This is a genomic window from Leucobacter sp. GX0328 (genome assembly GCF_053567315.1).
Window position 1 is genome coordinate 568445 of sequence record NZ_JBSGPC010000001.1, and the last position, 23309, is coordinate 591753.

At 70.7% G+C, this 23309-nt stretch carries 16 protein-coding genes; 5 read left to right on the plus strand and 11 right to left on the minus strand.

Annotated features, from left to right (window positions below; all coding sequences use genetic code 11):
• Nucleotides 1–122 precede the first annotated feature (122 nt).
• The 5 genes from ACUYTF_RS02555 (at nt 123) to ACUYTF_RS02575 (ending at nt 3654) form a co-directional block, all read left to right on the plus strand.
• Nucleotides 123–575: a GNAT family N-acetyltransferase gene (locus ACUYTF_RS02555; RefSeq protein ID WP_434140933.1), complete on the plus strand. Its 453-nt coding sequence runs from the start codon at nt 123–125 to the stop codon at nt 573–575.
• A 3-nt stretch (nt 576–578) separates the two neighbouring features.
• On the plus strand, nt 579–1490 hold the full coding sequence (gene rarD / locus ACUYTF_RS02560) for an EamA family transporter RarD (RefSeq protein ID WP_449279298.1): 912 nt from the start codon (nt 579–581) through the stop codon (nt 1488–1490).
• 10 nt (nt 1491–1500) lie between these two features.
• On the plus strand, nt 1501–1845 hold the full coding sequence (locus ACUYTF_RS02565; RefSeq protein WP_434140931.1) for a metal-sensitive transcriptional regulator: 345 nt from the start codon (nt 1501–1503) through the stop codon (nt 1843–1845).
• Nucleotides 1846–1921: 76 nt separating this feature from the next.
• Complete coding sequence (locus ACUYTF_RS02570; RefSeq protein ID WP_434140930.1) at nt 1922–2212, plus strand: helix-turn-helix domain-containing protein; 291 nt, start codon at nt 1922–1924, stop codon at nt 2210–2212.
• Nucleotides 2209–3654, plus strand: coding sequence for a type II toxin-antitoxin system HipA family toxin (locus ACUYTF_RS02575; RefSeq protein ID WP_449279299.1), 1446 nt, complete (start codon nt 2209–2211; stop codon nt 3652–3654). The genes ACUYTF_RS02570 and ACUYTF_RS02575 overlap by 4 nt, the downstream gene beginning before the upstream one ends.
• 214 nt (nt 3655–3868) lie before the next feature.
• Here the strand turns inward: ACUYTF_RS02575 and ACUYTF_RS02580 are convergent, their stop codons facing one another.
• The 11 genes from ACUYTF_RS02580 to ACUYTF_RS02630 form a co-directional block, all read right to left on the minus strand.
• Nucleotides 3869–5959: a choice-of-anchor G family protein gene (locus ACUYTF_RS02580; RefSeq protein WP_449279300.1), complete on the minus strand. Its 2091-nt coding sequence runs from the start codon at nt 5957–5959 to the stop codon at nt 3869–3871.
• Between the two features lie 232 nt (nt 5960–6191).
• Nucleotides 6192–9218: an immunoglobulin-like domain-containing protein gene (locus ACUYTF_RS02585; protein WP_449279301.1), complete on the minus strand. Its 3027-nt coding sequence runs from the start codon at nt 9216–9218 to the stop codon at nt 6192–6194.
• A gap of 81 nt (nt 9219–9299) precedes the next feature.
• On the minus strand, nt 9300–10823 hold the full coding sequence (gene araA, locus ACUYTF_RS02590) for an L-arabinose isomerase (RefSeq protein WP_449279302.1): 1524 nt from the start codon (nt 10821–10823) through the stop codon (nt 9300–9302).
• The gene (locus ACUYTF_RS02595) at nt 10820–12589 is read right to left on the minus strand and encodes an FGGY-family carbohydrate kinase (protein WP_449279586.1); all 1770 of its coding nucleotides are present in this window, start codon (nt 12587–12589) and stop codon (nt 10820–10822) included. Before ACUYTF_RS02595 ends, araA begins: the two co-directional genes overlap by 4 nt.
• Nucleotides 12590–12594: 5 nt before the next feature.
• A complete protein-coding gene (locus ACUYTF_RS02600) occupies nt 12595–13335 on the minus strand; it encodes an L-ribulose-5-phosphate 4-epimerase (RefSeq protein ID WP_434140924.1) in 741 nt (246 codons plus the stop codon).
• Between the two features lie 4 nt (nt 13336–13339).
• Nucleotides 13340–14407 (minus strand): ABC transporter permease, encoded by a 1068-nt coding sequence (locus ACUYTF_RS02605; RefSeq protein ID WP_449279303.1) that lies wholly within the window; start codon nt 14405–14407, stop codon nt 13340–13342.
• Nucleotides 14404–15504 carry an ABC transporter permease gene (locus tag ACUYTF_RS02610; RefSeq protein ID WP_449279304.1) on the minus strand — a complete coding sequence of 367 codons (1101 nt, stop codon included), beginning with the start codon at nt 15502–15504 and terminating at the stop codon, nt 14404–14406. The genes ACUYTF_RS02605 and ACUYTF_RS02610 overlap by 4 nt, the downstream gene beginning before the upstream one ends.
• Nucleotides 15501–17105 (minus strand): sugar ABC transporter ATP-binding protein, encoded by a 1605-nt coding sequence (locus tag ACUYTF_RS02615; protein ID WP_449279305.1) that lies wholly within the window; start codon nt 17103–17105, stop codon nt 15501–15503. Before ACUYTF_RS02615 ends, ACUYTF_RS02610 begins: the two co-directional genes overlap by 4 nt.
• Before the next feature lie 111 nt (nt 17106–17216).
• A complete protein-coding gene (locus ACUYTF_RS02620; protein ID WP_434140917.1) occupies nt 17217–18218 on the minus strand; it encodes an ABC transporter substrate-binding protein in 1002 nt (333 codons plus the stop codon).
• A 338-nt stretch (nt 18219–18556) separates the two neighbouring features.
• Nucleotides 18557–19576, minus strand: coding sequence for a substrate-binding domain-containing protein (locus ACUYTF_RS02625; protein ID WP_434140915.1), 1020 nt, complete (start codon nt 19574–19576; stop codon nt 18557–18559).
• A gap of 92 nt (nt 19577–19668) precedes the next feature.
• Nucleotides 19669–23247 (minus strand): family 43 glycosylhydrolase, encoded by a 3579-nt coding sequence (locus tag ACUYTF_RS02630; protein WP_434140914.1) that lies wholly within the window; start codon nt 23245–23247, stop codon nt 19669–19671.
• Between the last annotated feature and the right edge of the window lie 62 nt (nt 23248–23309).

Genomic DNA, 23309 nt, shown 5'->3' on the forward strand with positions numbered 1-23309 from the left:
CGGGTCGGCGCGGCATCGAGCGCCGACCCGCGCCGCCCCCGCAACCGGCCGGTCACCTGTGAGATGCCGTCATGCCCCGACATCGCACTTGCACATCCGACCCCACCCGATAGCCTTGCTCTATGAATACTCTGCGTCTCGAAGAACTGTCGGCCGCGACGATCGTCGCAGTGAATCAGCTGGGTCTGAAGCCGGGCCAGGAGCAGTTCATCACCCCGGTGTCGTACGCAGCGGCCGCAGCGGTGACTCCGGCGCACTCGGCCTGGCAGCGCGTGGTGCTGAACGACGACCGCGTGGTCGCGTTCGTGCACGGCAACTTCGACCCCGACGCTCCGCAGGAGGAGTTCCGGGCGGCGCTCTGGCGCATCAACGTCGACGCCGAGGCCCAGGGCATGGGCGTCGGCACCTTCGCGGTGAACGCGCTCATCGAAGAGGCCCGCCGCCGCGGTGTCGGCCGCCTGACGGTGCTGTGGGAGCGCGGCGAAGAGGGCCCCGAGGAGTTCTTCCTGCACATGGGATTCAAGCCGTCGGGCGAGACACCGTACGGCGAGATCATCGGCGCGATCGACCTCTAAGGAGTGCAGGGCTCGCTCGCGGCCGGCGCGCGAGGAGTCCTCGCAGCGGTCGGCTCGTCGGTCATCTTCGCCGGCGTCTTCTTCATCACCCCGATGCTCGTCCCGACGAGCGCGGAAGGCCTGTGGGCGATCCGGTGCCTGCTCACGATTCCGCTCGTGCTGCTCGTGCTGCTCGCGGGGCGGCAGCGCGAACTCATCGTGGGCATCTGGCATCGCATTCTGGCGCGGCCGCTCATCATCCTCCCGTTGATCGCGTCGGCGCTGCTTCTGGCGCTGCAGCTGTGGATCTTCGGCTGGGCGCCCCTGCACGGCCGCGGCCTGCAAGTGGCGCTGGGCTACTTCCTGCTGCCGCTCACGCTCATCGTCGTGGGGCGGCTGCTCTACAGGGATCGCCTCACGTGGTGGCAGTGGGCCGCCGCCGGCATCGCGGCCGTGGGCGTGGTCTTCGAGCTGTTCCGCGTCGGCGGGGTCTCGTGGGAGACGCTCGTGGTGTGCGTCGGGTACCCGATCTACTTCGTGCTGCGGCGCCAGCTCGGCACGGGGCATCTGGGCGGCATGTTCTGGGACCTCGTGATCGTGCTGCCGGCGCTGCTCTTCTTCGTCGTACGCGAGATCGTGGCGACGCCCGCGCTGAGCGAGAATCCGCTGCTGTGGTGGCTCGGCCCGCTGTACGGCCTCACGACCGGTCTGGCGCTCATCCTCTACCTCACGGCGTCCAAGCTGCTGTCGCTCAGCCTCTTCGGGCTGCTCAGCTATCTCGAGCCGGCGCTGCTCATGGTGGCGTCGCTGCTCAACGGCGAGCGCATCTCGGCGGGCGAGTTCGTGATGTACGGGGCGATCTGGCTCGCGGTGCTCGTGATCACCGCCGGGGGCGCGGTGCAGCTGCTGCGTTCGCGCGGTGGCCGGGCGGGGTAGAGTGCATCGCATGGACGACGCGACTCCCGCCGGCGAGCACCTCGATGCTGCCGGGACCCCCGAGGCTCACGCTCACGAGCACGGCTACATCGAGCACAAGGATCAGCTGCTCAAGCGGCTGCGTCGCGCCGAGGGCCAGGTGCGCGGCGTGCACCGCATGATCGAGGAGGATGCGTACTGCATCGACATCATCACGCAGGTCTCCGCGGCGACGAAGGCGCTGGAGCGGGCGGCCCTCGAGCTGCTCGACGACCACCTGCGGCACTGCGTCGCCGAGGCCGCGGGCGAGGGCGGCGAGGTGGCGGCGGCGAAGCTCAAGGAGGCGTCTGACGCGATCGCGCGCCTCGTGCGGTGATGAACATCTGACCTCTGCACATGTCAATTCGATGGTAAACTGACACTTGCAGCAGTCAGGTGTTCGGAGGTCGATCGTGGTTCAACGCACTTCCCCGGCCCGAAAGCGGTCGCTCGAGGCATTCGGCAGGCATCTGCATGATTGGCGCAAGCTCCACGGGCTCAGCGCGTCAGAGCTCGCGAGGCGGGCGCACGTCTCCCGCGATACGCTGCGGGCGATCGAGCAGGGGTCGGGTACGACGCAGCTCGACTCCGTGCTGGCAGTGGCGTCGGCCCTCGGAATCATCGACACGCTCGTTGCGGCGGCCGACCCGCTCAGCACCGATGCCGGGCGCGCGCTCGCGCTGGAGCAAGCAGGCGCGAGATGAAGCTCCACGATTCGCTCTCCGTGTACGTCGAGCTCGACGGTCGCACGATGCGAGCGGGCGAGCTCGGCGCCTCGTTTCTCGGCGGGCGGCAGATCGGCGGCAGCTGGTTCCGATACGAGCAGGGCTATGTCGACTCCGTCGATGCGTACCCGCTCTCCCCCGATCTCGAGTTCGCGCAGGGCACGATTCGCACCGGCGCCGACCGCAGCCTGTTCCTCGCGTTCCAAGACCTGACCCCCGATGACTGGGGCCGTATGGTCATCGACGCGAAGCTGTCGAACGACCGTGCTGCGGGTCTCGGAGCACCGAGTACGATCGGCGAATTCGACTACCTGTCGTTCTCCGGCGATGCGGCACGACTGGGGGCGATACGCTTCCAACCCGCCGGAGGCGGAGAGTGGGTGGCCGACGCACCGGTGCCGCGGCTCGAAGATCACGGACTCGACGCGTTTACGAACGCGGCGGCCCGTTTCGAGGAGCACGAGGCCGATGAGGCGGATCTCGAACTTCTCGGCGCCCCGGGCACTTCGGCCGGTGGTGCACGTCCGAAGGTCGCAGCGATGGTCGGCGGGAAGCTCAAGATGCTCAAGCTTCCGTCGGAGCGCGACCACGGCCGCGACGGCGAGGCCTGGGAATTCGCGGCCATCGAACTCGCTCAGCGAGCCGGGATCTCGGTGCAATCGGGGAGGCTCCTGCGCAGCAGCGGGGGCAGCTCGACTCTCGTCGTGGACAGGTTCGATCGCCGGGAGAACGGCGGCCGCATCGGTTTCATCTCCGCTCGCACCGCGATGGGCCTCGCCGAGCACGGTCACGACAGCACCACTTATGAGGATCTTGCCGACACCGTCGACCATCTCTCGGGCGGCGACCGACGGCAGCTGCGCGATCTCTTCAAGCGGATCGCCCTGACCGTGCTCATCAACAACGTCGATGACCATTGGAAAAACCATGGCTTCTTGCGCGACCGGGGTCGCTGGGGGTTGAGCCCGGCGTTCGACATCAACCCGTCGCGCAGCGTCGGGGCGGTCACGTCTCGCGCGATCTCGCCGAAGGACGACCCGCGGCGACGGGATATCAGGCACCTCACCGAGTCGCGAAGCGTCTATTCGCTCTCCGCGAGCGATGCCGGTCGCGCCCTCGGCGAGGTGCTCGACGCGGTGCGCAGCTGGCCGGAGGTCGCGCGCGCTGCAGGCATTCCCGACTCCGAGATCACCCACATGGCTCGCGCGTTTTCGCCCGAGCAGCAGGAGCACGCATTGCGCGAGATCACGATGCTTAGCGGCGGCGGTCCGTCGACGACCATCTCGATAGCGGCCCCGAGCAGATCGGTTGCTGCACCGGCCGAAGGCTCGAACGCTCCGCAGGCCGGCGCAGTCTGGGTGCGCGGCCACATGCGAGGGGGCGCATGGGTCGAGGGGTTCTGGCGCGCCGGCGCCCACTGAGCTGCGACCTCTCAGTGCCGGGGCCCCGACATCGAAGTGTGCTGAAAGGCCTCGAGGGGCGAGAGATCGGGCGATCCGACAGGGATCAGCTCGACCTCTCGCCCCTCGACGGGGTCGGGGGGGGGGGGGGGGGGGGGGGGGGGGGGGGGNNTCCCCCCCTCCCCCCTCGACGGGGTCGCGCCCGGGCCAGTGCGGCCCGGGCGCTCGGCACCCGCTACACGCGGCGGCGCAGCGTACGGGCCGCGAGCACGGCGCCCGCCGCGATAAGCAGCGCTGCTCCGACGCCGATCGGCGCGAGGGTCGCGCTGCCGGTCTGCGGCAGCGCCGACTTCGAGGCGGGCGTCTTGCCCGGCGTCTTGCCGTCGGGCTTCGTCGGGTCGACCGGCTTCGGCGGCACGACCGCCGCGCGCACCGTGACGGCGGCGACGCGCTCGAGGCCGTCCTGCCCCGCCGTCAGCGTGAGCTCCGCATCGGCGATACCCTCAGGCACCGTCCAGGTCGCGGCGATGCTGCCGTCCGCGTCGACGAGCGTCTCGAAGGGGGCGCCGACCGTGACGCCGTCGGCATCGGTGAAGGTCAGCGCGACCGGCGAGCCGGCCGGGTTCCACCCGCTGCCCGAAATGGAGACGGTGCCGCTCGGGTCGACTTCGGGTTCGGCGATCGCGACGGTCGGCGACGGCACCATGCGCACCGCAGACGAGGCGAGCCCGATGTGCGTCAGGGTCGAGTGGTGGAAGGTCGGCAGCATCGTGATGCCGACGGCGCGCACCGTGAACGAGTCGCCCGGGCCGGCCGGCTCCGTCTGCTCGTTGATGACGACCGATGCGAGGCTCGGCATGAGCCCGTCGAAGGCGCTCGTGATGTCGAGGTAGAGTTCGGCGACGACCGCATCGACCTCGGCGATGATCTGCGCTTCGACGTCGACGAGCTGCTCCATGAGCGGCGCGACCACGCCCTGCACGAGCGGCGGCAGCACGGTCGGCACGGCGGCGTTCAGGCTGTAGACCAGGCCGCTGACGATGATGCAGTTGAAGCCGCTGCAGGCGCCGGGCACCGTCGCAACATTCGATGCGAACGCACTCGTGCCGTCGGCGAAGGCGTCCAGGCTTCCCGAGCCGGTCAGCGTGCCCGCTGCGACGATGTTGCCGTTGAGCGCGGGCGTCAGCGGAGTATCCGCGCGCAGCGCGATATCGGCGCTCAGCGCGATCGGCGTCGCGTGGATCGCGGCGACCACCCCGTCGGCGAACATCGGCGTCGTCTTGCCGAGCGCGTTCGCGACCGCGGCCGAGATCGCGGCCATGTTCGCCTCGGTGAAGACGACGGTGTTCGGGGCGAGGCCTTCGAGACTGCCGCCGAAGAGCACGCTCAGGTCGAGCGAGATCTCGCCGGTCGCGATGTCGACGACGGCGAGCCCGTCATCGCTGACGACGACCCCGCCGGTCGCGGCCATGACGTCGGCGACGACGGTGTCGAAGTTCGGCGCGGTCACCTGCAGGGATGCGGCGCCCGGCTCGACGGTGCCGACGCTCTGCACGGGGATGTTCGGGATCGTGCCCGCCGGCAGGTTCACGACGCCGCCGGGCGCGACGAGCTCGATCGCCTCGGCGACGAGCGCGCTCGCGGCCTGCATCGATCCGTCGACGAGCACCGGCAGACCGGTGAGCGCCGGGCTCGTGAGTTCGAGGGTCATGCCGTCGATGCCGTAGGCGCTGCTCGCCGCTGCATACGCGTCTTTCGCGGCGAGGCTCGAGAGCTCGCCGATCTGCAGGTCGATCTGGCTGAGCAGGTGGCGGGTCACCGGGGTGACGCCGAGCGAGTCGAAGGCCGACGCGAGGTTCACGGTGGTCGTGCCGCCGCCGGTCGCGTCGGGGCCGCCCCCGACGGCGCCGCTGAGCGCAATGCTCGGGTCGCGGTCCGAGGCCTCGGCGATCCCTGAGATGCTGTTCTGCCCGATGTCGAGCAGCCCGTGCCCGGTCGATGCGTCGTAGACCAGCGGCACGCCGCCCCACGACCCCTCGTGCAGCGCGACCCGGTCGGTCAGCGCTGCGAACGCCGCGTGGTCGAACTGCGCCTGGTCGCTCGGCGTACCCGGGGCTGCGGCTCGCGCCGCCGCGAACTCTGCCCCGCCGAGCTCGACGCCGCTCACCGACACGAATTCGGCCGATGCCGACGCCGTCTCGCCCGGCATGGCAGTCGCCGGCAGCGCCGCGCCGAGGCACAGGAGCGCCCCGACCGTCAGCGATGCCGCACCCGACACCAGTACTCGTTTCGGTCGCGGGCGCACGCGCGCTCCCGGTTGCTTCATTGCATCTCCCCCAAGAATTTCTGTGAATGTTCCAGGGAGACCCTACGAAACTTGGACGCCGTTTGGGTTTCTTTGCGCATTTCAGTCGCAGCGTGCACGATCTGGCGCCATGCCCGCCGAGAATGCGCCTCGAGGGGCGAGAGATCGGGCGATCCGACAGGGATCAGCGCAATCTCTCGCCCCTCGATGGGATCTCGGCCCGGGTCAGTGCGTCACGTGCATTCAGCGCCCGCTACGCGCGTCGGCGCCGCCGCGTGCGGGCCGCGAGCACGGCGCCCGCAGCGACGAGCAGCCCGCCGAGGCCGAGCAGCGCGCCGAGCGCCCCGGACCCAGTGCTCGCGAGCCCGGGCTCGTGCCCGGCCGCAGTGCCCGCAGTGCCCGCAGTGCCCGAGGCGTCCGAGGCGCCTGCAGCACCGGTCGCGCCCGTGTCGGCGCCGCCACCCGCGGCACCGGCATCGGCATGCGCACCCGCGGCACCGGCTGCTCCCCCGGCCCCACCGGAACCGGCGCCCCCTGCACCGGCTCCGGCAGTACCTCCGTCGCCATCGAGCTGCACGGCATCGGCGGTCGACGGCGCGACGAGACCGTCGCGATAGCCGTCGTAGCTCGCGACGACCTCGGTGATGCCCGCGGGCGCTTCGACCGAGGCGGCGCCGCCCGTGAGCGCGACGGTCTCGCTCCACGCGCCATCGGCGGCGAGCGCAGCACCGGCACCAGCCGCCGTGAACGTCACGGTGCCGGCCACGTCTCCCCCGTCGTCGGCGGTGACCGTCGTGGTGACGGTGCGGCCGTCGACGGCGCTCGTCGCGGTCGACGCGACGGCCTCGACCGCGCGCCACCCGTGCATGGCGTCGAGCACCTGCTGCGTGACGCTCACGAAGGCGCCGTGGCGGGGGCTCTTCGGCAGGCCGCCGTCGTGGGCGACCCAGTCGGCGCGCTGCGAGACGCGGTCGGTCTCGGTGCTCGAGGCGATCGCGTCTCCGGTGGTGACGAAGGCGCGGTAGCCGCCGGCGCTGTAGTTGTCGACGAGGAAGACGTAGCCGTCGCCCGACGGGTTGCTCGGGTCGCCCGCGTTGAGACGGATGATCTCGGGGCCTTCGCCGGCGTGCCCGGTGATCGGGGTAGTCATGGCGGTGTCGGTGAGCTGCCAGGTCGAGGCGGGGTCGCCGTTCCAGTCTGATGCCGTCGTGGGCGCGGTGAGCACCTGCGACTTCTCGAGGAAGATGTCCTTGCCGCGCTCGAGGCCGTCGGCCCCGCCGCCGTCTTCGTTCTTGGTGAAGCGATAGTAGGTGTCGCCGATCTTCTGCACGGTCGAGTCGATGCGGGCGTAGCCGGTGTTCTGCCATTCCTCCGGTTCGGTGAAGGTGACGAAGTCGCGGGTGAGCACGGTGAACATGCGCGCGTGCAGCTGACCGCCGGTGTGGGCCTCGTCGTCGTAGAGGCGCGACGCGAAGAACACGACGTACGACTGCAGTTCGTCGTCCCAGTTCGCTTCGGGCGCCCAGGTCATGCCGGCCTTCGGCTGGTTGACGACGATGCCGCCGTTCTCGTCGCCGTTGGTGCGGGTCCAGGTGACGAGGTCGGTCGACTCCCACACGTTCATCTTGAGGCTGCCCTCGCTCTGGGCGGGGCCCCAGCCGGTGCCGCAGCCGATGCAGAGGTCGGTGGCGATCATGTAGTACTTGTCGCCGTCGTGCGAGCGCAGAATGTAGGGGTCGCGGTGCCCGGTGGTGTCGGCGGAGTTGTCGACGACGGGCTGCCCGTCGTTCACCTCGGTGAAGGTGAAGAAGTCGTTGCCGGTCGTGGCGGCCGCGTAGATGCGCTCGTCGCTGTCCGACTTGAAGTAGGCGCTCGCGTAGCCGGCGTCAGGGGCGGTGCGCCCGAGCTCGGCGATGGTCACGGTGTAGCTGCGGGTGTCGGTCTGCGCGCCGAGCACGGCGGTGGCGGTGAGCACGACCTCGCGATCCCCCGCCCCGTATGCGGGCCGGGTGACGATGCCGCCGCCCGCGTAGGGGTCTGCCGAGCCCACGGCGGGCGCCGCGTAGTCGGGGTCGGTGGGGGTGACGAGCGCCGGGTCCGACGACTCCCAGGTGATGGTCGCGCCTTCGACCGCGCCGACGGTGGCGAGCGGCAGGTGCTCGCCGGTGCGGGGCTGCAGCGCGATGGCGTCGAGGTCGCTGGTGACGCGCGGCGCGAGCACGGTCGCATCGAGGGCGACGGGCGCTGCGCTCTCGGGGGTCGCGGTGAGGGTGACGACGGTGTCCGTGAGGATCGCCAAGCGTTCGACCGCGCCCGTGTTCGAGACGATGTCGGGGTGCGAGGTGCTCCACGTGAGCGGGACGCCGTTGACCTGGGCGGGGAGCGTCAGGTCGGTGGTGACGCGGTCGAGCGACGGGTTCTGACCGAGCACGAGGGTCGCGAGGTCGTGGCGCATGAGCGCCTCGGAGCTGGCGGTTTTCTCGGCGGCGGTCGGCTGGGCGGCGACGACCTCGTCGGGAGTGAGCGCCGCATCCCACAGCTTGAGGTCGGTGACGTCGGAGCGCAGCAGCGCGTCGCCCTCGTAGAGGGAGCGGCCGAGGTAGCCGAGCACGTCGCCGCTCGGGATGATCTGGGCGAGGCTCGCGCCGTGCTGCACGGTCGAGATCTGTTCGCCATCGCGGTAGAGGGTGAGCGTGTCGCCCGAGCCGACGAGGGTGAGGGTGCTGAAGCCCGCGGCGGGGCCGCCGCCCGCGGGCAGGCGGGTCTCGCCGTTGCCGTCGCCGGTCTTGACGCGGATGCCGGCGAGCGCCTCGCCGTTGTAGCCGCCTTGCGAACTGACGGGGTTCACGAAGACGTGGTTGCCAAGACGCGTCGTGTTCCACGGGCCGACGCCGTCGCCGATAACCCAGCCGAACTGGTTCTGGGCGGCGGTGCCCGACACCGTCATCTCGACGGTGAACTCGTTGTCGTCGCCGGTGATGGCACCCGACGGCAGGGTCGCGTAGCCGTCGCCCCGCATGCGCAGCACCGCATCGTCGCCCGCGGCGATGACGCTCGTCTCGTCGATGCCCGAGAGCGCCGCATCGCGGCCGTTGCCGGACACGTCGACGAGCGCGCCGCCCGCGACCGACATGTCGTAGTGCGCGGTCGGCTGCGGCGCGTCGGCGGCGAAGGCCGCCGGGGCCGCCACCACGCCGAACGGCAGTGCGAGGGCGCAGGCGAGGGTCAGCCCGAAGGCGCGCCCGCGCGCTCGGGGCATGGTCGAATGACGTGGGCTCATCGTCGAGGCCTTTCTGGTGTGGCGGTCAGCAGGTCAAGCGGTCGGCGGTGCGAACAGTCGGCGGATCGGGGCGCCGGCGGGTCAGAAGCCCTGGGCGAGCTTGTGGTAGGCCTGGTTCCAGCGCAGTTCGCGCTCGAATCCGCGGGTCGTCGTCTCGCCGTCGATGACGAGCAGCTCGACCTCGGCGAGGCGTGCGAACTCGGCGACCGCTTCGATACCGACGGCGGTGAGCATAGCGGTGTGGTGCGCGCCGCCGGCGGCGAGCCAGCACTCCGACGAGGTCGCGAAGTCGGGCGCGGGGCGCCAGACGGCACGGCCGACGGGCAGCTTCGGCAGGTCGGGCGAGGTCACGTTCTCGACGACGTTCGCGACGAGCCTGAAACGGTCGCGCACGTCGGCGAGCGACACGACGACGGCGGGCCCGGGGTCGGCGGTGAAGACGAGACGCACCGGGTCGTCCTTGCCGCCGATGCCGAGCGGATGGATCTCGAGACGCGGCTTCGCCGTGGTGAGGCTCGGCGACACCTCGAGCATGTGGGCGCCGAGGATGAGCTCGTTGCCGGGGGTGAGGTCGTAGGTGTAATCCTCCATGAGGCTCACGCCGCCGGGAAGACCGGCGCTCATCACATTGCCGACGCGGGTGAGCAGCGCGGTCTTCCAGTCGCCCTCGGCGCCGAAGCCGTAGCCCTCGGCCTGCAGCCGCTGCACGGCGAGGCCGGGCAGCTGCTTGAGGTCGCCGAGGTCTTCGAAGTTGGTGGTGAAGGCGCCGAAGCCGCCCGCTTCGAGGAAGCCGCGCAGCCCGACCTCGATGGCGGCGGCGTCGCGCAGCGACTGGTGGCGTTCGGCGCCCGGCTTCAGCTCGTCGGCGACGTCGTAGAGCTCGACGTATTGGGCGACGAGGGCGTCGATCTCGGCGTCGGAGGCTGCGGCGACTGCCGCGGCGAGCTCGTTCACCCCCCAGGTGTTCACCTGCACGCCAAAGATGCGCTCGGCCTCGGTCTTGTCGCCCTCGGTCACGGCGACGCCGCGCATGTTGTCGCCGAAGCGTGCGAGCTTCAGCGAGCGGGCCTCGGCGAGGCCGGCGGCGGCGCGCTGCCAGGTCTCGACGCGGGCGAGCACGCGTTCGTCGCTGACGTGGCCCGAGACGGTGGTGCGGGGCACGCCGAGGCGGGTCTGGATGTACCCGAACTCGCGGTCGCCGTGCGCGGCCTGGTTGAGGTTCATGAAGTCGAAGTCGATGTCGTTCCACGGCAGCTCGACGTTCGCCTGGGTGTGCAGGTGCAGCAGCGGCTTCTGCAGGGCGTCGAGCCCGCGGATCCACATCTTGGCGGGGCTGAAGGTGTGCATCCAGGCAATGACGCCGACGACGCGGTCATCGGCGTTGGCCTCGAGCATGAGGCGCAGGATCGCGTCGCGATCGGTGAGCACCGGCTTCCACACGACCTGCACGGGCAGCCCCGAGAGGCCGTCGACGACCTGCTGCGACTGCTCGGCGACCTGGCGCAGCGTCTCCTCGCCGTAGAGCAGCTGGCTGCCGGTGACGAACCACACCTCGCGGGCATCGAACGAGGTGGTGAGCGGGGTCGTGGGCGGGGTGCGGTTCATGCTGCATCCTTTCGGGGGCCGGCGCCGAGGGTCTTCCCGGCGTCGGGGGCGTGCGGTGGTGCGGTGGGTGATTCGGGTGGTTCGGGGGAATCGGCGACGCGCCGTGCGGCCTCGGCCGCGCGCGGAGCGGCGAGGCCCGCTTCGTAGCGCGCGAGGAAGCCGCGGTAGCCCGCGGCGCCCGCGGGGTCGGGGTCGAGCGTCGTCTGCGGGAGCCCGGCGAAGACGCGGGCCTCGAGGTAGTCGGCGAGCGACGTCGCCGCGAGGGCATCGGCAGCAGCGTGCGCGCGGTAGGCGGCGAGCACCGCCATGCCCCAGGCGCCGCCCTCCGAGGCGGTGCCTGCGACAGTCACGGAGGTGCCGAGCGCGTCGGCGAGCAGCTGCTGCACCACGCCCGCCGTCTTGAAGACGCCGCCGTGGGCGACCATGCGGTCGATCTCGACGCGCTCGGCGTCGAGGGCGCGCATGCCGAGGCTGAGGGTGCCGAAAACGCTGTAGACCTGCGCGCGCATGAACGAGGCGAGCGTGAAGTCGGCGTCGGGCGCACGGGTGACGAGCGGCGCCCCGGTGTCGAGGCCGGCGATGGGCTCGCCCGAGAGCTGGTTGTAGGCGAGCACTCCCCCGGCGTCGGCGGGGCCGGTCTCGGCGGCGCCGAGCAGCGCGGCGAAGACGCGGTCGCTGTCGACGCCGGCACCCGTGCCGCCGTCCGCGCCGACGCCGAGCGCGTCGGCGAACTGGGCGAAGAGCCGCGCCCATGCCGAGAGCTCGCTCGCGCCGTTGTTGCAGTGCACCATGGCCACGGCGTCGCCCGCGGGGGTGGTGACGAGGTCGAGGTCGGGGTGAATCGCTTCGAGCTCGTGCTCGAGCACGACCATCGCGAAGACGCTCGTGCCGACGCTGATGTTGCCGCTGCGGCGCGCGACGGCGTTCGTCGCGACCATGCCGGTGCCGGCGTCGCCCTCGGGCGGTGCGGCGGGGGCGCCGGCGGCGAGGCCGCCGGTCGGGTCGAGCAGCAGGCTGCCGGCCTCGGTGAGCGTGCCGGCGTCGGCGCCCGCGGCGAGCACGCGCGGCATATGGGCGCCGAGGCCCGCGAGGTGCGGGTGGCCGGTCTCGGCCGCGAACTCGGCAAACGCGGCGAGGCGCGGCGCATCCCAGTCGCATGCGGCCGAGTCGATCGGGAACATGCCTGCGGCGTCGCCGACGCCGAGCACGCGCTCGCCGGTGAGCTGCCAGTGCACGTAGCCCGCGAGGGTCGTGAGGAAGCTCACGTCGGCGGTGTGGGGCTCGCGGTCGAGCATGGCCTGGCCGAGGTGGGCGACCGACCAGCGCAGCGGGATGTTGCGGTCGAGCAGTTCGGTGAGCCGCGAGGCTGCGGGCCCGGTATTGGTGTTGCGCCAGGTGCGGAACGGCACGAGCGGCTCGCCCGCGGCGTCGAAGGCGAGGTAGCCGTGCATCATGGCGCTGACGCCGAACGAGGCGACGCGAGCGAGGGCGACGCCGTGCTCCGTCTGCACGGCCCGCGCGAGGCTCGCGTAAGCATCGGCGATGCCGCCCCAGACGTCCTCCAGCGCGTACGTCCACAGCCCGTCTTCGAGGCGGTTCTCCCAGTCGTGCGCGCCGGTGGCGAGCACCGCGTGGGTCGCGGGGTCGATGAGGCAGGCCTTGATCCGGGTCGAACCGAGCTCGATGCCGAGCGCGGCGCGGCCGGCCGAGATCACCGACGCGGCCGAGTCGGCGGCGGGCTCGCTCGATGATCCCTGGTGAGACATGCCCGTCATCGCCGCTCGTCGCCCGACTGGCCGTACACGTTCTGGTAGCGGTCGTAGAGGCGGTCGATGTACTGCTGTTCGATGGGCACGAGGGGGCCGGCGAGGCGCGCGTGGTGCACGGTGCGGGCGACGTCTTCGACCATCACGGCGGCCTTGACGGCGTCTGCGGCCGAGACCCCGATGGTGAAGGGGCCGTGGTTCTGCATGAGCACGGCGCGCGAGCGGTGGCCGGTGAGGGTCTCGACGATGCCGCGGCCGATCGAGTCGTCGCCGATGATGGCGAAGGGGCCGATCGGAATGGGCCCGCCGAACTCGTCGGCCATGGCCGTGATGACGCACGGGATCTCCTCGCCGCGCGCCGCCCAGCCGACGGCGTAGGTCGAGTGGGTGTGCACGACTCCGCCGACCTCGGGCATATGCCGGTAGACGTATGCGTGCGCGGCGGTGTCGCTCGAGGGGCTGCGCTCGGAGCCGGGGGCCCCGGGTACGGGCTCGCCGTCGAGGGTGCAGAGGATCATGTTCTCGGGGGCGAGGTCGTCGTACGAGACGCCCGAGGGTTTGATGACGAAGAGGTCGGCGCCGGGCACGCGGCCCGACACGTTGCCGCCCGTCCACACGACGAGGCCGTTGCGCGTGAGCTCGCCGTGCAGGCGCGCGACGTCTTCGCGCGCGGCCGCGATGGCGGCCTCGATCTCGGGGGCGAAGGCGGAGGCGGCAGGGGCTGCGGTGCTCTGGGGGCTGGTCACAGTGCTACTCCTTGGATCGGGTGACGAGGCGCTGCAGCAGCACGAAGGCGAGCAGGATGCCGCCGGTGATGATGGTGGTCATCTCGGGGCGGATGCCGCCGTCGCGGGTGATGAGCACGGTCATGAGGCCGAGCACGAGGGCTCCGACGACCGATCCGAGCACGTAGCCGAAGCCGCCGGTGAGCAGCGTGCCGCCGATGACCGCGGCCGCGATCGCGTCGAGCTCCCAGCCGATGCCGGTGATGTTCTGCGCGGTGCCGAGGCGGGCCGTGTAGACGAGGGCGGCGACGCCGGCGAGGGTGCCGCTGATGACGTAGACGAGCAGCGTGGTGCGCTCGACGGGCAGGCCCATGAGCTTCGCCGACGGGGCCGACCCGCCGATGGCGTACACGGTGCGGCCGGTGCGGGTGCGGTGCAGCACGAACCAGGCGACGGCGACGATGAGCAGCGCGATGACGACGCCGGGGGTGATGACGAGGTCGTTGACCTTGGGGCCGTCGATCACCTTCCACTGCGTGTTGAGCCAGGTGAGCGCGGTCGCCGAGTCGGGCACCCGCTCGGGCTCGGTGCTCAGGAGCGACGCGAGGCCGCGGCCGAGGAACATCATCGCGAGCGTCGCGATGAACGGCTGCACGTTGAAGTAGCGGATGAGGATGCCCGAGACGAGGCCGAGCACGCTGCCGATGCCGATCATCACGACGATGACGACGAGGGGCGGCCAGCCGGCCTTCGCGAGCATGACGCCGGCGACGCTCGACAGCGCTACGATCGCGCCGACCGAGAGATCGATGCCGCCGGTGATGATCACGAAGGTGAGGGCGACCGCGAGGATGATGAGGTGGGCGTTGTTGATGAGCAGGTTCGACAGCGTGCTGAACTGGAAGATGCGGCCGTAGGCGACTTCGCCGAAGATGAGCAGCGCGAGGCACAGCACGATGGCGGCGATGGTCGGGAAGATCGCGAGGTTGGTGGTGGCGGCCCGGGTGAGCTTCTGCCACAGCTGCACGATCGTGCCGGGGGTCTGGGTCTGCGCGTCGCCCTGCGGGCGTGCGGCGGTTCGGGTGAGAGTCATACCATTGCTCCCTTGCGCTCGGCGTCGAGCTTGATCATGGCCGTCTGCGGCAGCTTCGTCGGCGGAGCGCCGCCCGTGCGTCTGCGAATGAACCAGGTGCGCACGCGCTCCGACTGCAGCAGGCACAGCACGAGGATGACGACGGCTTTGAAGGCGGGCGTCGCCGACGACGAGACGCCGAGGAAGAGGATGGTCTTGTTGAGCGTCGCGATGAGCAGTGCACCGACAGTGGCGCCGGTGAGCGAGAACTTGCCGCCCATGAGCGAGGTGCCGCCGATGACGACTGCGAGGATCGCGTCCATCTCGAGCTGGTAGCCGGTGCGCGACACGTCGACGGTCATCACGGTCGCGACGGAGAACATGCCGGCGATGCCGGCGAGCAGGCCGCTCGCGATGTAGACCGTCATGAGGATGCCGCGGGGGCGCACGCCCGCCATGCGGCTCGCCTTCGGGTTGATGCCGATCGATTCGACCATCAGGCCGAGGGCGCTGCGGCGCACGATGAGGCCGACGGCGACGACGATGAGGATCGCGAGGATGAAGACGACGGGGGTGCCGAAGACGTAGCCGTTGGCCATCCATTTGAAGGTGTCGTTGGTGGCGGTCGTGTTCTGGCCACCGGTGATGACCTTGGCGAGGCCGCGGCCCGCGAGCATGAGGATCAGGGTGCTGATGAACGGCTGCAGCCCGATGACCGAGACGAGGATGCCGTTGATCGCGCCCATCGCGGCGCTGATCGCGAGGGTGAGCACGATGGCGGTGAAGGCGGCTCCGGGGGTGGGGCCCGCGCTCTTCAGGAACTCCATCGAGACGGCGCCCGCGACGGCCATGACCGAGCCGACGGAGAGGTCGATGCCGGCGGTCGCGATGACGAGGGCCATGCCGATCGAGATCATGAGGATGGGTGCGCTCGCGCGCAGGATGTCGATGAGGTTGCCGACGAGGTGCCCGTTCGTCGGGTTGACCGAGATGGCGAGGTAGGCCGGGTCTTTCAGCAGGTTGAGGGCGAGCAGCAGCACGATGGCCGCGGCGCCCCAGAAGAGCGGGGAGCGCACGAGGCGCTTCATGAGACCGTCGTTCGCGGTGCGGCTGGTCATCGCGTCTCCTCTCGCGTTGCGGTGGCGTCGCCGGTGACCCCGGCGGTTTCGAGTTCGGGGTGCGCGTCGGGGTCGACCGACTCCGACGCGATGATGTCGACGATGTGCTGCGGGGTGACGCCTGCGCCGCCGGCGAGCTCGCCGACCTTCGCGTGGTCTTTCAGCACGACGATGCGTTCGCTCAGACGCACGACCTCGGTGAGTTCGGACGAGATGAAGACGACCGAGACGCCGCCCTCGGCGAGCTCGGCGACGGCCTCCTGGATCTCGGCCTTCGCACCGACGTCGATGCCGCGGGTGGGCTCGTCGAGGATGAGCAGCTCGGGGTCGGTGGCGAGCCAACGGCCGAGCAGCACCTTCTGCTGGTTGCCGCCCGACAGGTTCTTGATGAGGCGCTCGGGGTCGGCCGGGCGCACGCCCAGCTGCTCGATGTACTTGGCGACGAGCTCGTCCTGCTCCTTGCGGCGGATGGGCCGGGCCCAGCCGCGCCGGGCCTGGAGGCCGAGGATGAGGTTCTCGCGCACCGTGAGCTCGCCGACGATGCCCTCGTCGCGGCGGTTCTCGGTCGAGTAGGCGATGCGCTTCGCGAGCCCTGCCGCCGGGGTGCGCAGGTCGACCTTCTTGCCCTGCTTCTCGAGGGTGCCGGCGTCGGGGCGGTCGGCGCCGTAGAGCAGGCGCGCGAGCTCGGTGCGGCCCGAGCCGAGGAGGCCGGCGACGCCGACGACCTCGCCCGGGTAGATGTCGAGGTCGGTGGGGGCGAGCGCGCCGCGGCGGCCGAGCCCCTTCGCCTGTACGAGCGGCGCTTCGCTCGCATGGTCGCGCGCGGCGCTGCGGCGGTTGCCGCCGAGCTCGGCGAGCGCGTTCAGGTCTTTGCCGATCATCTCGGCGATGAGGGCGTGCCGGTCGAGCTCGCTCGTGAGGTGCTCGCCCACGAACTCGCCGTTGCGCAGCACGGTCATGCGGTCGCTGATCTCGTAGATCTGGTCGAGGAAGTGCGAGACGAAGAGGATGGCGACGCCCGATTCGCGCAGCTGCCGCATGACGGCGAAGAGCTGTTCGACCTCGTTGGCGTCGAGGCTCGAGGTGGGCTCGTCGAGGATGAGCACGCGGGCGTCGATGACCATGGCGCGGCAGATGGCGACGAGCTGCTGCAGCGCGATCGAGAGGGTGGAGAGCTGCTTGCGGGTGTCGAGGTGGCCGAGACCGAACCGTTCGAGCTTCTGGCGGGCGGCCGAATGGGTGGCCTTCCAGTTGATGCCGAAGGGGCCGCGCACCTCGTGCCCGAGCATGACGTTCTCGCCGATGCTGAGGTTCGTGACGAGGTTGACCTCCTGGTAAACGGTCGCGATGCCGGCGCTCTGCGCATCGGCGGTGCCGTCGAAGCGCTGCTCGCGCCCCTCGACCTCGATGGTGCCGGAGGTGATCTTGTAGACGCCCGTGAGCGCTTTGATGAGCGTCGACTTGCCGGCGCCGTTCTCGCCCATGAGGGCGTGGACTTCGCCCGGGAAGAGTCTCAGCGAGACCTCGTCGAGGGCTTTGACTCCGGGAAACTCCACCGTGATGCCGTGCATGTGAACGGTGGGCGTGTCGAGTGCGGGCATTGCAGATGCACCCCTTCAGCGTGAGAGAGCGAGAGTGGGGCCGGGGCGGAAGGTCGACCCGGTGGGGCGGGCGCTGGGCGCCCGCCCCGGGGAGCGGCGGTGGGCCGGGGCTCAGTACTGGCGGTCGGCCAGCACGGCCTGGGCGGCCTCGGGCGAGTCGAACGCCTCGCTCGGCACCATGATGTACGAGTCGACCTTCTCGCCGTCGAGCGTCTTGCGCACGGCGTCGATGGCGGTCTCGCCGAACAGCGGGTTGTACTCGTGCACGAAGCTGAGCTTGCCGGCGGCGAGCGCCTCGAGCGCGGGCTTGGTGCCGTCGATGGTCGCGATCTTCACGTCCTCGCCCGGCGTGAGGCCGGCCTCTTCGACGGCCTGCACGGCGCCGAGACCCATCTCGTCGTTCTGCGCGAAGATGAGCTGCACGTCGTTGTTGTTCGACTTCAGCAGGGTCTCGGTGACGCTCTTGCCCTCGCTGGTCGACCAGTTCGCGGTCTGCGCGGCGACCTTGTTCAGGCTCGACCCCTCGACGGCCGCGTCCCAGCCCTTGTTGCGCTCGTTCACGACGCCGACGCCTGCGGGGCCCTCGAGCACGATGTAGTTGGCGCCCTCGGGAAACTCGGCGACGGCCCAGTCGCCGACGGCCTCGGCGACGGTCGCGTTGTCGGGGGCGATGCGGGTGACGTAGAGGTCGGTGTTGTCGGGCTCGATGCCGCGGTCGAGCAGCAGCACGGGGATCTCGGCCTCCTGCGCGCGCTCGAGCGGATCCTCCCAGCCGGTGGCCTCGGTGGCCGACAGCAGGATGACGTCGACGCCCTCATCGACGAACGAGGTGAACGCATCGATCTGCGACTTCTGGTCGAGGTTCGTGGCGGGCGCGTACTTGAGGTTGAAGCCCTCCTCCTCGGTGAAGGTGTCGCGGATGTTCTTCTCGTTCGCCTCGCGCCAGCCGCCCTCGGGGCCGACCGCGACGAAGCCGACGGTAACGGTCTCGCCGCTCGCGCCCGAGTCGCCCGATGCCGAGTCCCCGCCGCCCGAGCAGGCTGCGAGGCCGAACGTCATCGCGCCCGCCATGATCATGCCGGCCATGCCGAGCATGCGCTTCTTCAGTGCCATGTGTTTCTCCTCTTCGAGATTCGGTGGGGTGTCCCGGCGACTCCGCCGTTCACGGGCCGCTCCCCTATAGTTCGGCCGTTCTCACCAATTGTGCGCGCTCACAATTGGGATTGACAAGGCCTGCTACCTTTCGTTACCAATCTGTTACCGCGAACATTGAGCCCGGTGCGCGAGCGCCTCGATTCGGCCCGGATCAGACTGGAATCCCCGAGCCCTGCGACCCCCGCGCACCCGAATTTCGGCTCTCACCCGTCGTTCGGAGCAGAACCGGGGTTTTCATCCGAGATATGGGTGAGAGCCGAAATATGGGCGCGGCAGAGTTCAGTTCATGGGCAGCGTCAGGCGCGGGGAGCGGTCGCCGATCGGCGCACCACGAGCTGCGGGCTGATGTGCGTGCTGGTCGCGTTCGTGCCGCCGTCGATCGCCTCGACGAGCAGTTGCACGGCGAGCTGCCCGAGCGCGACGAAGTCCTGCCTGATCGTGGTGAGCGGCGGCAGGTAGTGGCTCGAGTCGGGCACGTCGTCGAAGCCGACGATGCTCATCTCCCCCGGCACCGAGACGCCGCGGTCGGCGAGCCCGTGGATGACGCCGAGCGCCATCTGGTCGTTCGCGACGAAGATCGCGGTGCAGCTGTCGACGTCGAGCTCCTGGGCGAAGCGGTAGCCGTAGTCGGCCGTCCAGTCGCCCTCGCCGTAGACCTCGGGAGCGTGGCCGGCGGCCGCGAGGGTCTCGCGCCAGGCCCGGTCGCGCTCGCGCGCATCGAACCAGTCTGAGGGGCCGCCGAGGTGCGCGATGCGCGTGTGCCCGAGCTCGATCAAGTGCGAGACGGCGAGCACCGCGCCCGCGTACTGGTCGACGGACGCTGTCACCGCGTCGGGCACGGCCGCCGGCATGAGCATGATCTTCGGCACGGAGACCTGCTGGGCGCGCAGCGTCTCGAGCGACGACTCCCGCGGTGCGATGACGCACAGGCCGTCGATGTCTTGCGAGAGGAGGCCCTGCAGCGCGGCCTCCATGCTGAGGCTGCCCTCGTCGCTCGTGGTGAACGAGCCGACGGTGTAGCCGGCGTCGTGGGCGGCCGCCTCGAAGGCGTGCAGCATGCTGTTCGGGCCGAACTCGACGGGGTTGTCGACGAGCACGCCGAGTCGCATCGCGCGGCGCATGGCGAGCGCCCGTGCGGTCGCGCTGCGCTGGTAGCCGAGCTCGGCGATCGCGTCGTCGACCTTCTTGCGCGTCGTGTCCCGAATGTTCGGGTGCCCGTTGAGCACCCGCGACACGGTCATGTGCGAGACTCCCGCGAGCTTCGCCACATCGTAGATGTTGGCGCGGCCAGCGCCGGTTGTCGCCGGGTAGGTCATCTCCACCACCTTCCGTTCGCCGGGCACGCTCCGACCCCTCCATTGGGGGCCGGGCGTACCCGGCCTATGCCATCAGACGATAGCGCAATCCACTACTGGCCCTGGGCCGCACGGCGCCGGCGCGTGAGCACTGCCGCCCCTGCGAGGGCGAGCGCGAGCGCTGCGCCGAAGGCCCATCCGATGCCGTTCTGACCGGTGCGCGCGAGGTCGCCACCGGTCGGCGACTGGCCATCGGCAGCACCGGCGGCACCGGCGCCGTTCGCTCCGGATCCGGCGCCATCGGCACCCGAACTCCCCGAAGCCGCGGCACCGTTCGCACCGGCGCCATCGGCTCCAGAACCACCGGCACCGGCATCGGCCGAGGCGCCATCAGCCCCGGCACCGGCACCGTTGGCGCCCGAATCGCCGGCCCCCGCCTCGCCCACGACGACGCGCAGCGTCACCGCCGGGTTCGCGACCTCTTCGGCCGCCTCCATGTCGAGCACGGGCATGCCTTCGATGTCGAAGTGCACGCGGCGCACGAACATGTCGCGCCCCGAGAGGCCGTTGTGGTCGGTGCGGGCGTGGAAGACGTAGATGAGGTTGCCGTCTTCATCTTCCGACCACATGCCGTGGCCGGTGCCGAGCTGCCACTCCCCCTCGAACAGGCCCGACTTCTGCAGCGGAGCGTTGAGCTTCTGCCACGAGGCCGGGTCGGTGAGATCGCTGCCGCTCGCATCGGCGATCGCGAGGCCCGTCGTGTAGGTGTCGCCGACGCTCGAGCCCGAGTAGATCATGTAGAGCTTGCCGTCGCGCTCGTGCACGTTCGGCCCCTCGGCGCAGGTGTTGTCCCACCCGTACTCGGGCGCGATGATGCGCACGGGTTCGCTGGTGAGCACTGCGGGCTGCGCGGGGTCGACCTTCGCGATGAACGTCACGCACACCTGCTGCCAGGCGTAGTAGGCCTGGCCTGCGGCGTCGGTGAAGTACGTCATGTCGAGCGAGATGCCCGACACGGCGTTGAGAGCGGAGCCGTCGGCGCGCACCACGGGCTCGGGCAGCGACCAGTTGACGGGGTCTGCCGGGTCGAGATGCTCGCCGGTCTCGGTCTGGCCGAGCTGCATGATCGACGCACGGCCGGTCATCATGTCGGGGCCGTTGCCGTAGCAGGGCATGAAGAGGATCGAGAGCTTGCCGTCGATCTCATGGAACTCGGGCGCCCAGAAGCACCCGGTCATGATGTTGCCGTTGGCGTCGGCGTCGCCGCGGTCGAGCAGGTGGATCTCTGCGCCGCCCGCCTCGTCCGAGAGCCCTGCGATGGTATCGGCGATGCGGATCGGCATGAACGCCGCGCCCTGCTGGTGGATGTTGTCGCCGTAGATGTCGTTGGTGGCGATCATCAGGTAGCGGTCCTCGCCGTTGTAGTCGAAGCGGTAGACCGAGGGGTCGGCGCGCTCATCGGCGAACGGGGTCGCGTACGAGGTCTGCTTGATGGTGCTGGTGGCCTCGTACGTGCCGGGGGTCGTGAGATCGACGCCGTCGAGGTTCCAGCCGTTGACCGGCAGCGATCGGGTCGAACCGTCGGAGTAGGCGAGTTCGGCCGATGCGGGCAGCGTCGCGGCCAGCGTCGCGGCGTCGGTCTCGCCGGCTTCAACGGCGACGTCGTCGAACGGGGCGACGCCGGTGTTCACGAGGCGTCCGTAGCGCTGCTCGAGCGCGGCGGCGGCCTCGGCCGTGACGGTGAGCTGGGTGCCGCCGGCGAAGTCGTCGATGCCGGCTTCGGCGTCGACCGCGATGACGGTGGTGCCGGTGGTGCGGCCGGCGGCCGAGGCGCCGTCGGCGACCCCCGCGGTGGCCGCGGCGACGATGTCGGCGACGTCCTGGTGCCGCTCAGCGCCCGAGGCGGTGGTCCACGAGACGCGGTAGGTCTCGGCGGCGGTGTCGTAGACGGCCGTGGGGCGGGTGACGCCGTCGGTCTCGTCGAGCTGCAGCAGGCCGACCTCGGTGTACTCGCGCAGGTCGTTCGTGGTCGCGATGAGCGCGCTCGTGGTCTCGGTGCCGTCGGCTCCGCCGCCACGAGCGAGGCGGGTGGCGATGACGGCGTAGCTGCCGTCGGCGAGCTGGAACACCGACGGATCCTTCAGGCTGCGCATGATGGCGTGGTCGGGCCCGGTCTCGGGCACCTCCTCCGAGGTCTTCGCGAAGAAGACGCCGTAGTTCTCGTTCAGCGGCGCCCACGCCCCGGTCTCGGCATCGTTCAGCGCGAGATGCATGCTGAGCGCGATATCGGCATTGTTCGCGGTCTGCTCGGAGGTCGGAGTGCGATGGTACGCGAGCAGCTCGGAGGTCTCGGCGACGGGGCGCAGGTCGATCGTGAAGCTCTTCTCGACCGTGAGCGACGCGTCGTTCTCGGCGGCGAGCTGCACGGTGACGGTCACGGGTGCATCGCTGCCGTCGGTACGGCGCAGCACGCCGTCCGTGTACTCGGCGCCGGTCGTGCCGGTTACGGTGAGCGCGAGGCCCGCCGGGGCCGCGGGGAGGGCTGCGCCGTCGGCGAGCAGCTGCGGTACGACGTAGCGGTCGGCGATCTGCTGCAGGCGCTCCTGATCGGTGAGTTCGGAGGGCAGCACGTGCACGGTCGTGGTGCGGGTCGCGGTGATACCGCGCATGGACGCGGTGGCAGTGAGCTCGACGTCGACCGGGTCTTCGCCGCGGGCGGGCTGGGTCACGGTGCCGTCGACGGCGACGACGTCGGGGTTGCTCGACTCCCAGGTGACGGTGCCGCCGGCGGTGGGCAGGCCGACGCGGTCGCGCGCGACATCGCCCGCGGGCAGTTCGAGCCCATCGAGCAGGGCCTCGGCGCGGGCGGCGATCTGCGTTTCGTTGATGGTCGCATCGGCGAGGTTCGCCGCCTCGACCTCCGAAGCATCGAGCGCGCGGTCGTAGACGCGGAACGCGGCGACCTCGCCCGCGAAGAGCGGGTCGGGCCACGGCGAGCGGCCGATCGTGTTGAGCGACTGATCGGCGATCGACGCCGGCGTGAGCGCGGTGCTCGTGGTGCCGGCGAGGGCGCCGTCGACGTAGAACGAGAGGGTGCCCGCGGCGCCGTCGAGCACGCTCGTCAGCGAGTACCAGCGGTCGGCGTCGAGGTTCGTCGCGGCGCGGGCGTTCGTCTCGCCGGGGTTCGACGAGGCCGTGATGGCGGTGCGCGGGGCGTCCTTCACTGTCGCGAAGAAGTACTGTGTGCTCTGGTCGTTGCCGAAGTTCCAGAGGAAGTTGTAGTCGCGCTTCATCGCGGCGTCGATCTTCACCTCGGTGGTGACGGTCGCAGACGTCTGGCCGGCGAGCAGGTTCTCGGGCAGACGCACCCAGTTGCCGGAGCCGTTCTTCGCCCCGCCCGAGAAGCGCAGCGAGGTGCCGGTCCAGAGAGCGTCGTCGGCGTTCTCGACAGTCGCGGCGGTCGTGTCGCCGGCGCTGGCGGGGGCGGCGAGGTCGGCCACGGAGCTGCCCGCGGTCTGAGTGAAGAGGTACTCGGCGATCGGGCCGGGCGCTTCGGCGAACGCGGGGCTCGCGGGCGGCGCGATCGTGAGGGCGATCGCGCCCGCTGCGGCGAGCGCGAAGGCGCGCGTGACGGCGGCCTTCCCTGGTCGGCGGCGCGCTCGGGGCAGCGCCGGTGTACGTGTGTCCATCATCTTCTGGGCCTCCTTGCCCGGGGCGTGCGAGGCGGTGATGCCTCCCCGCACGCGGGTGTGTG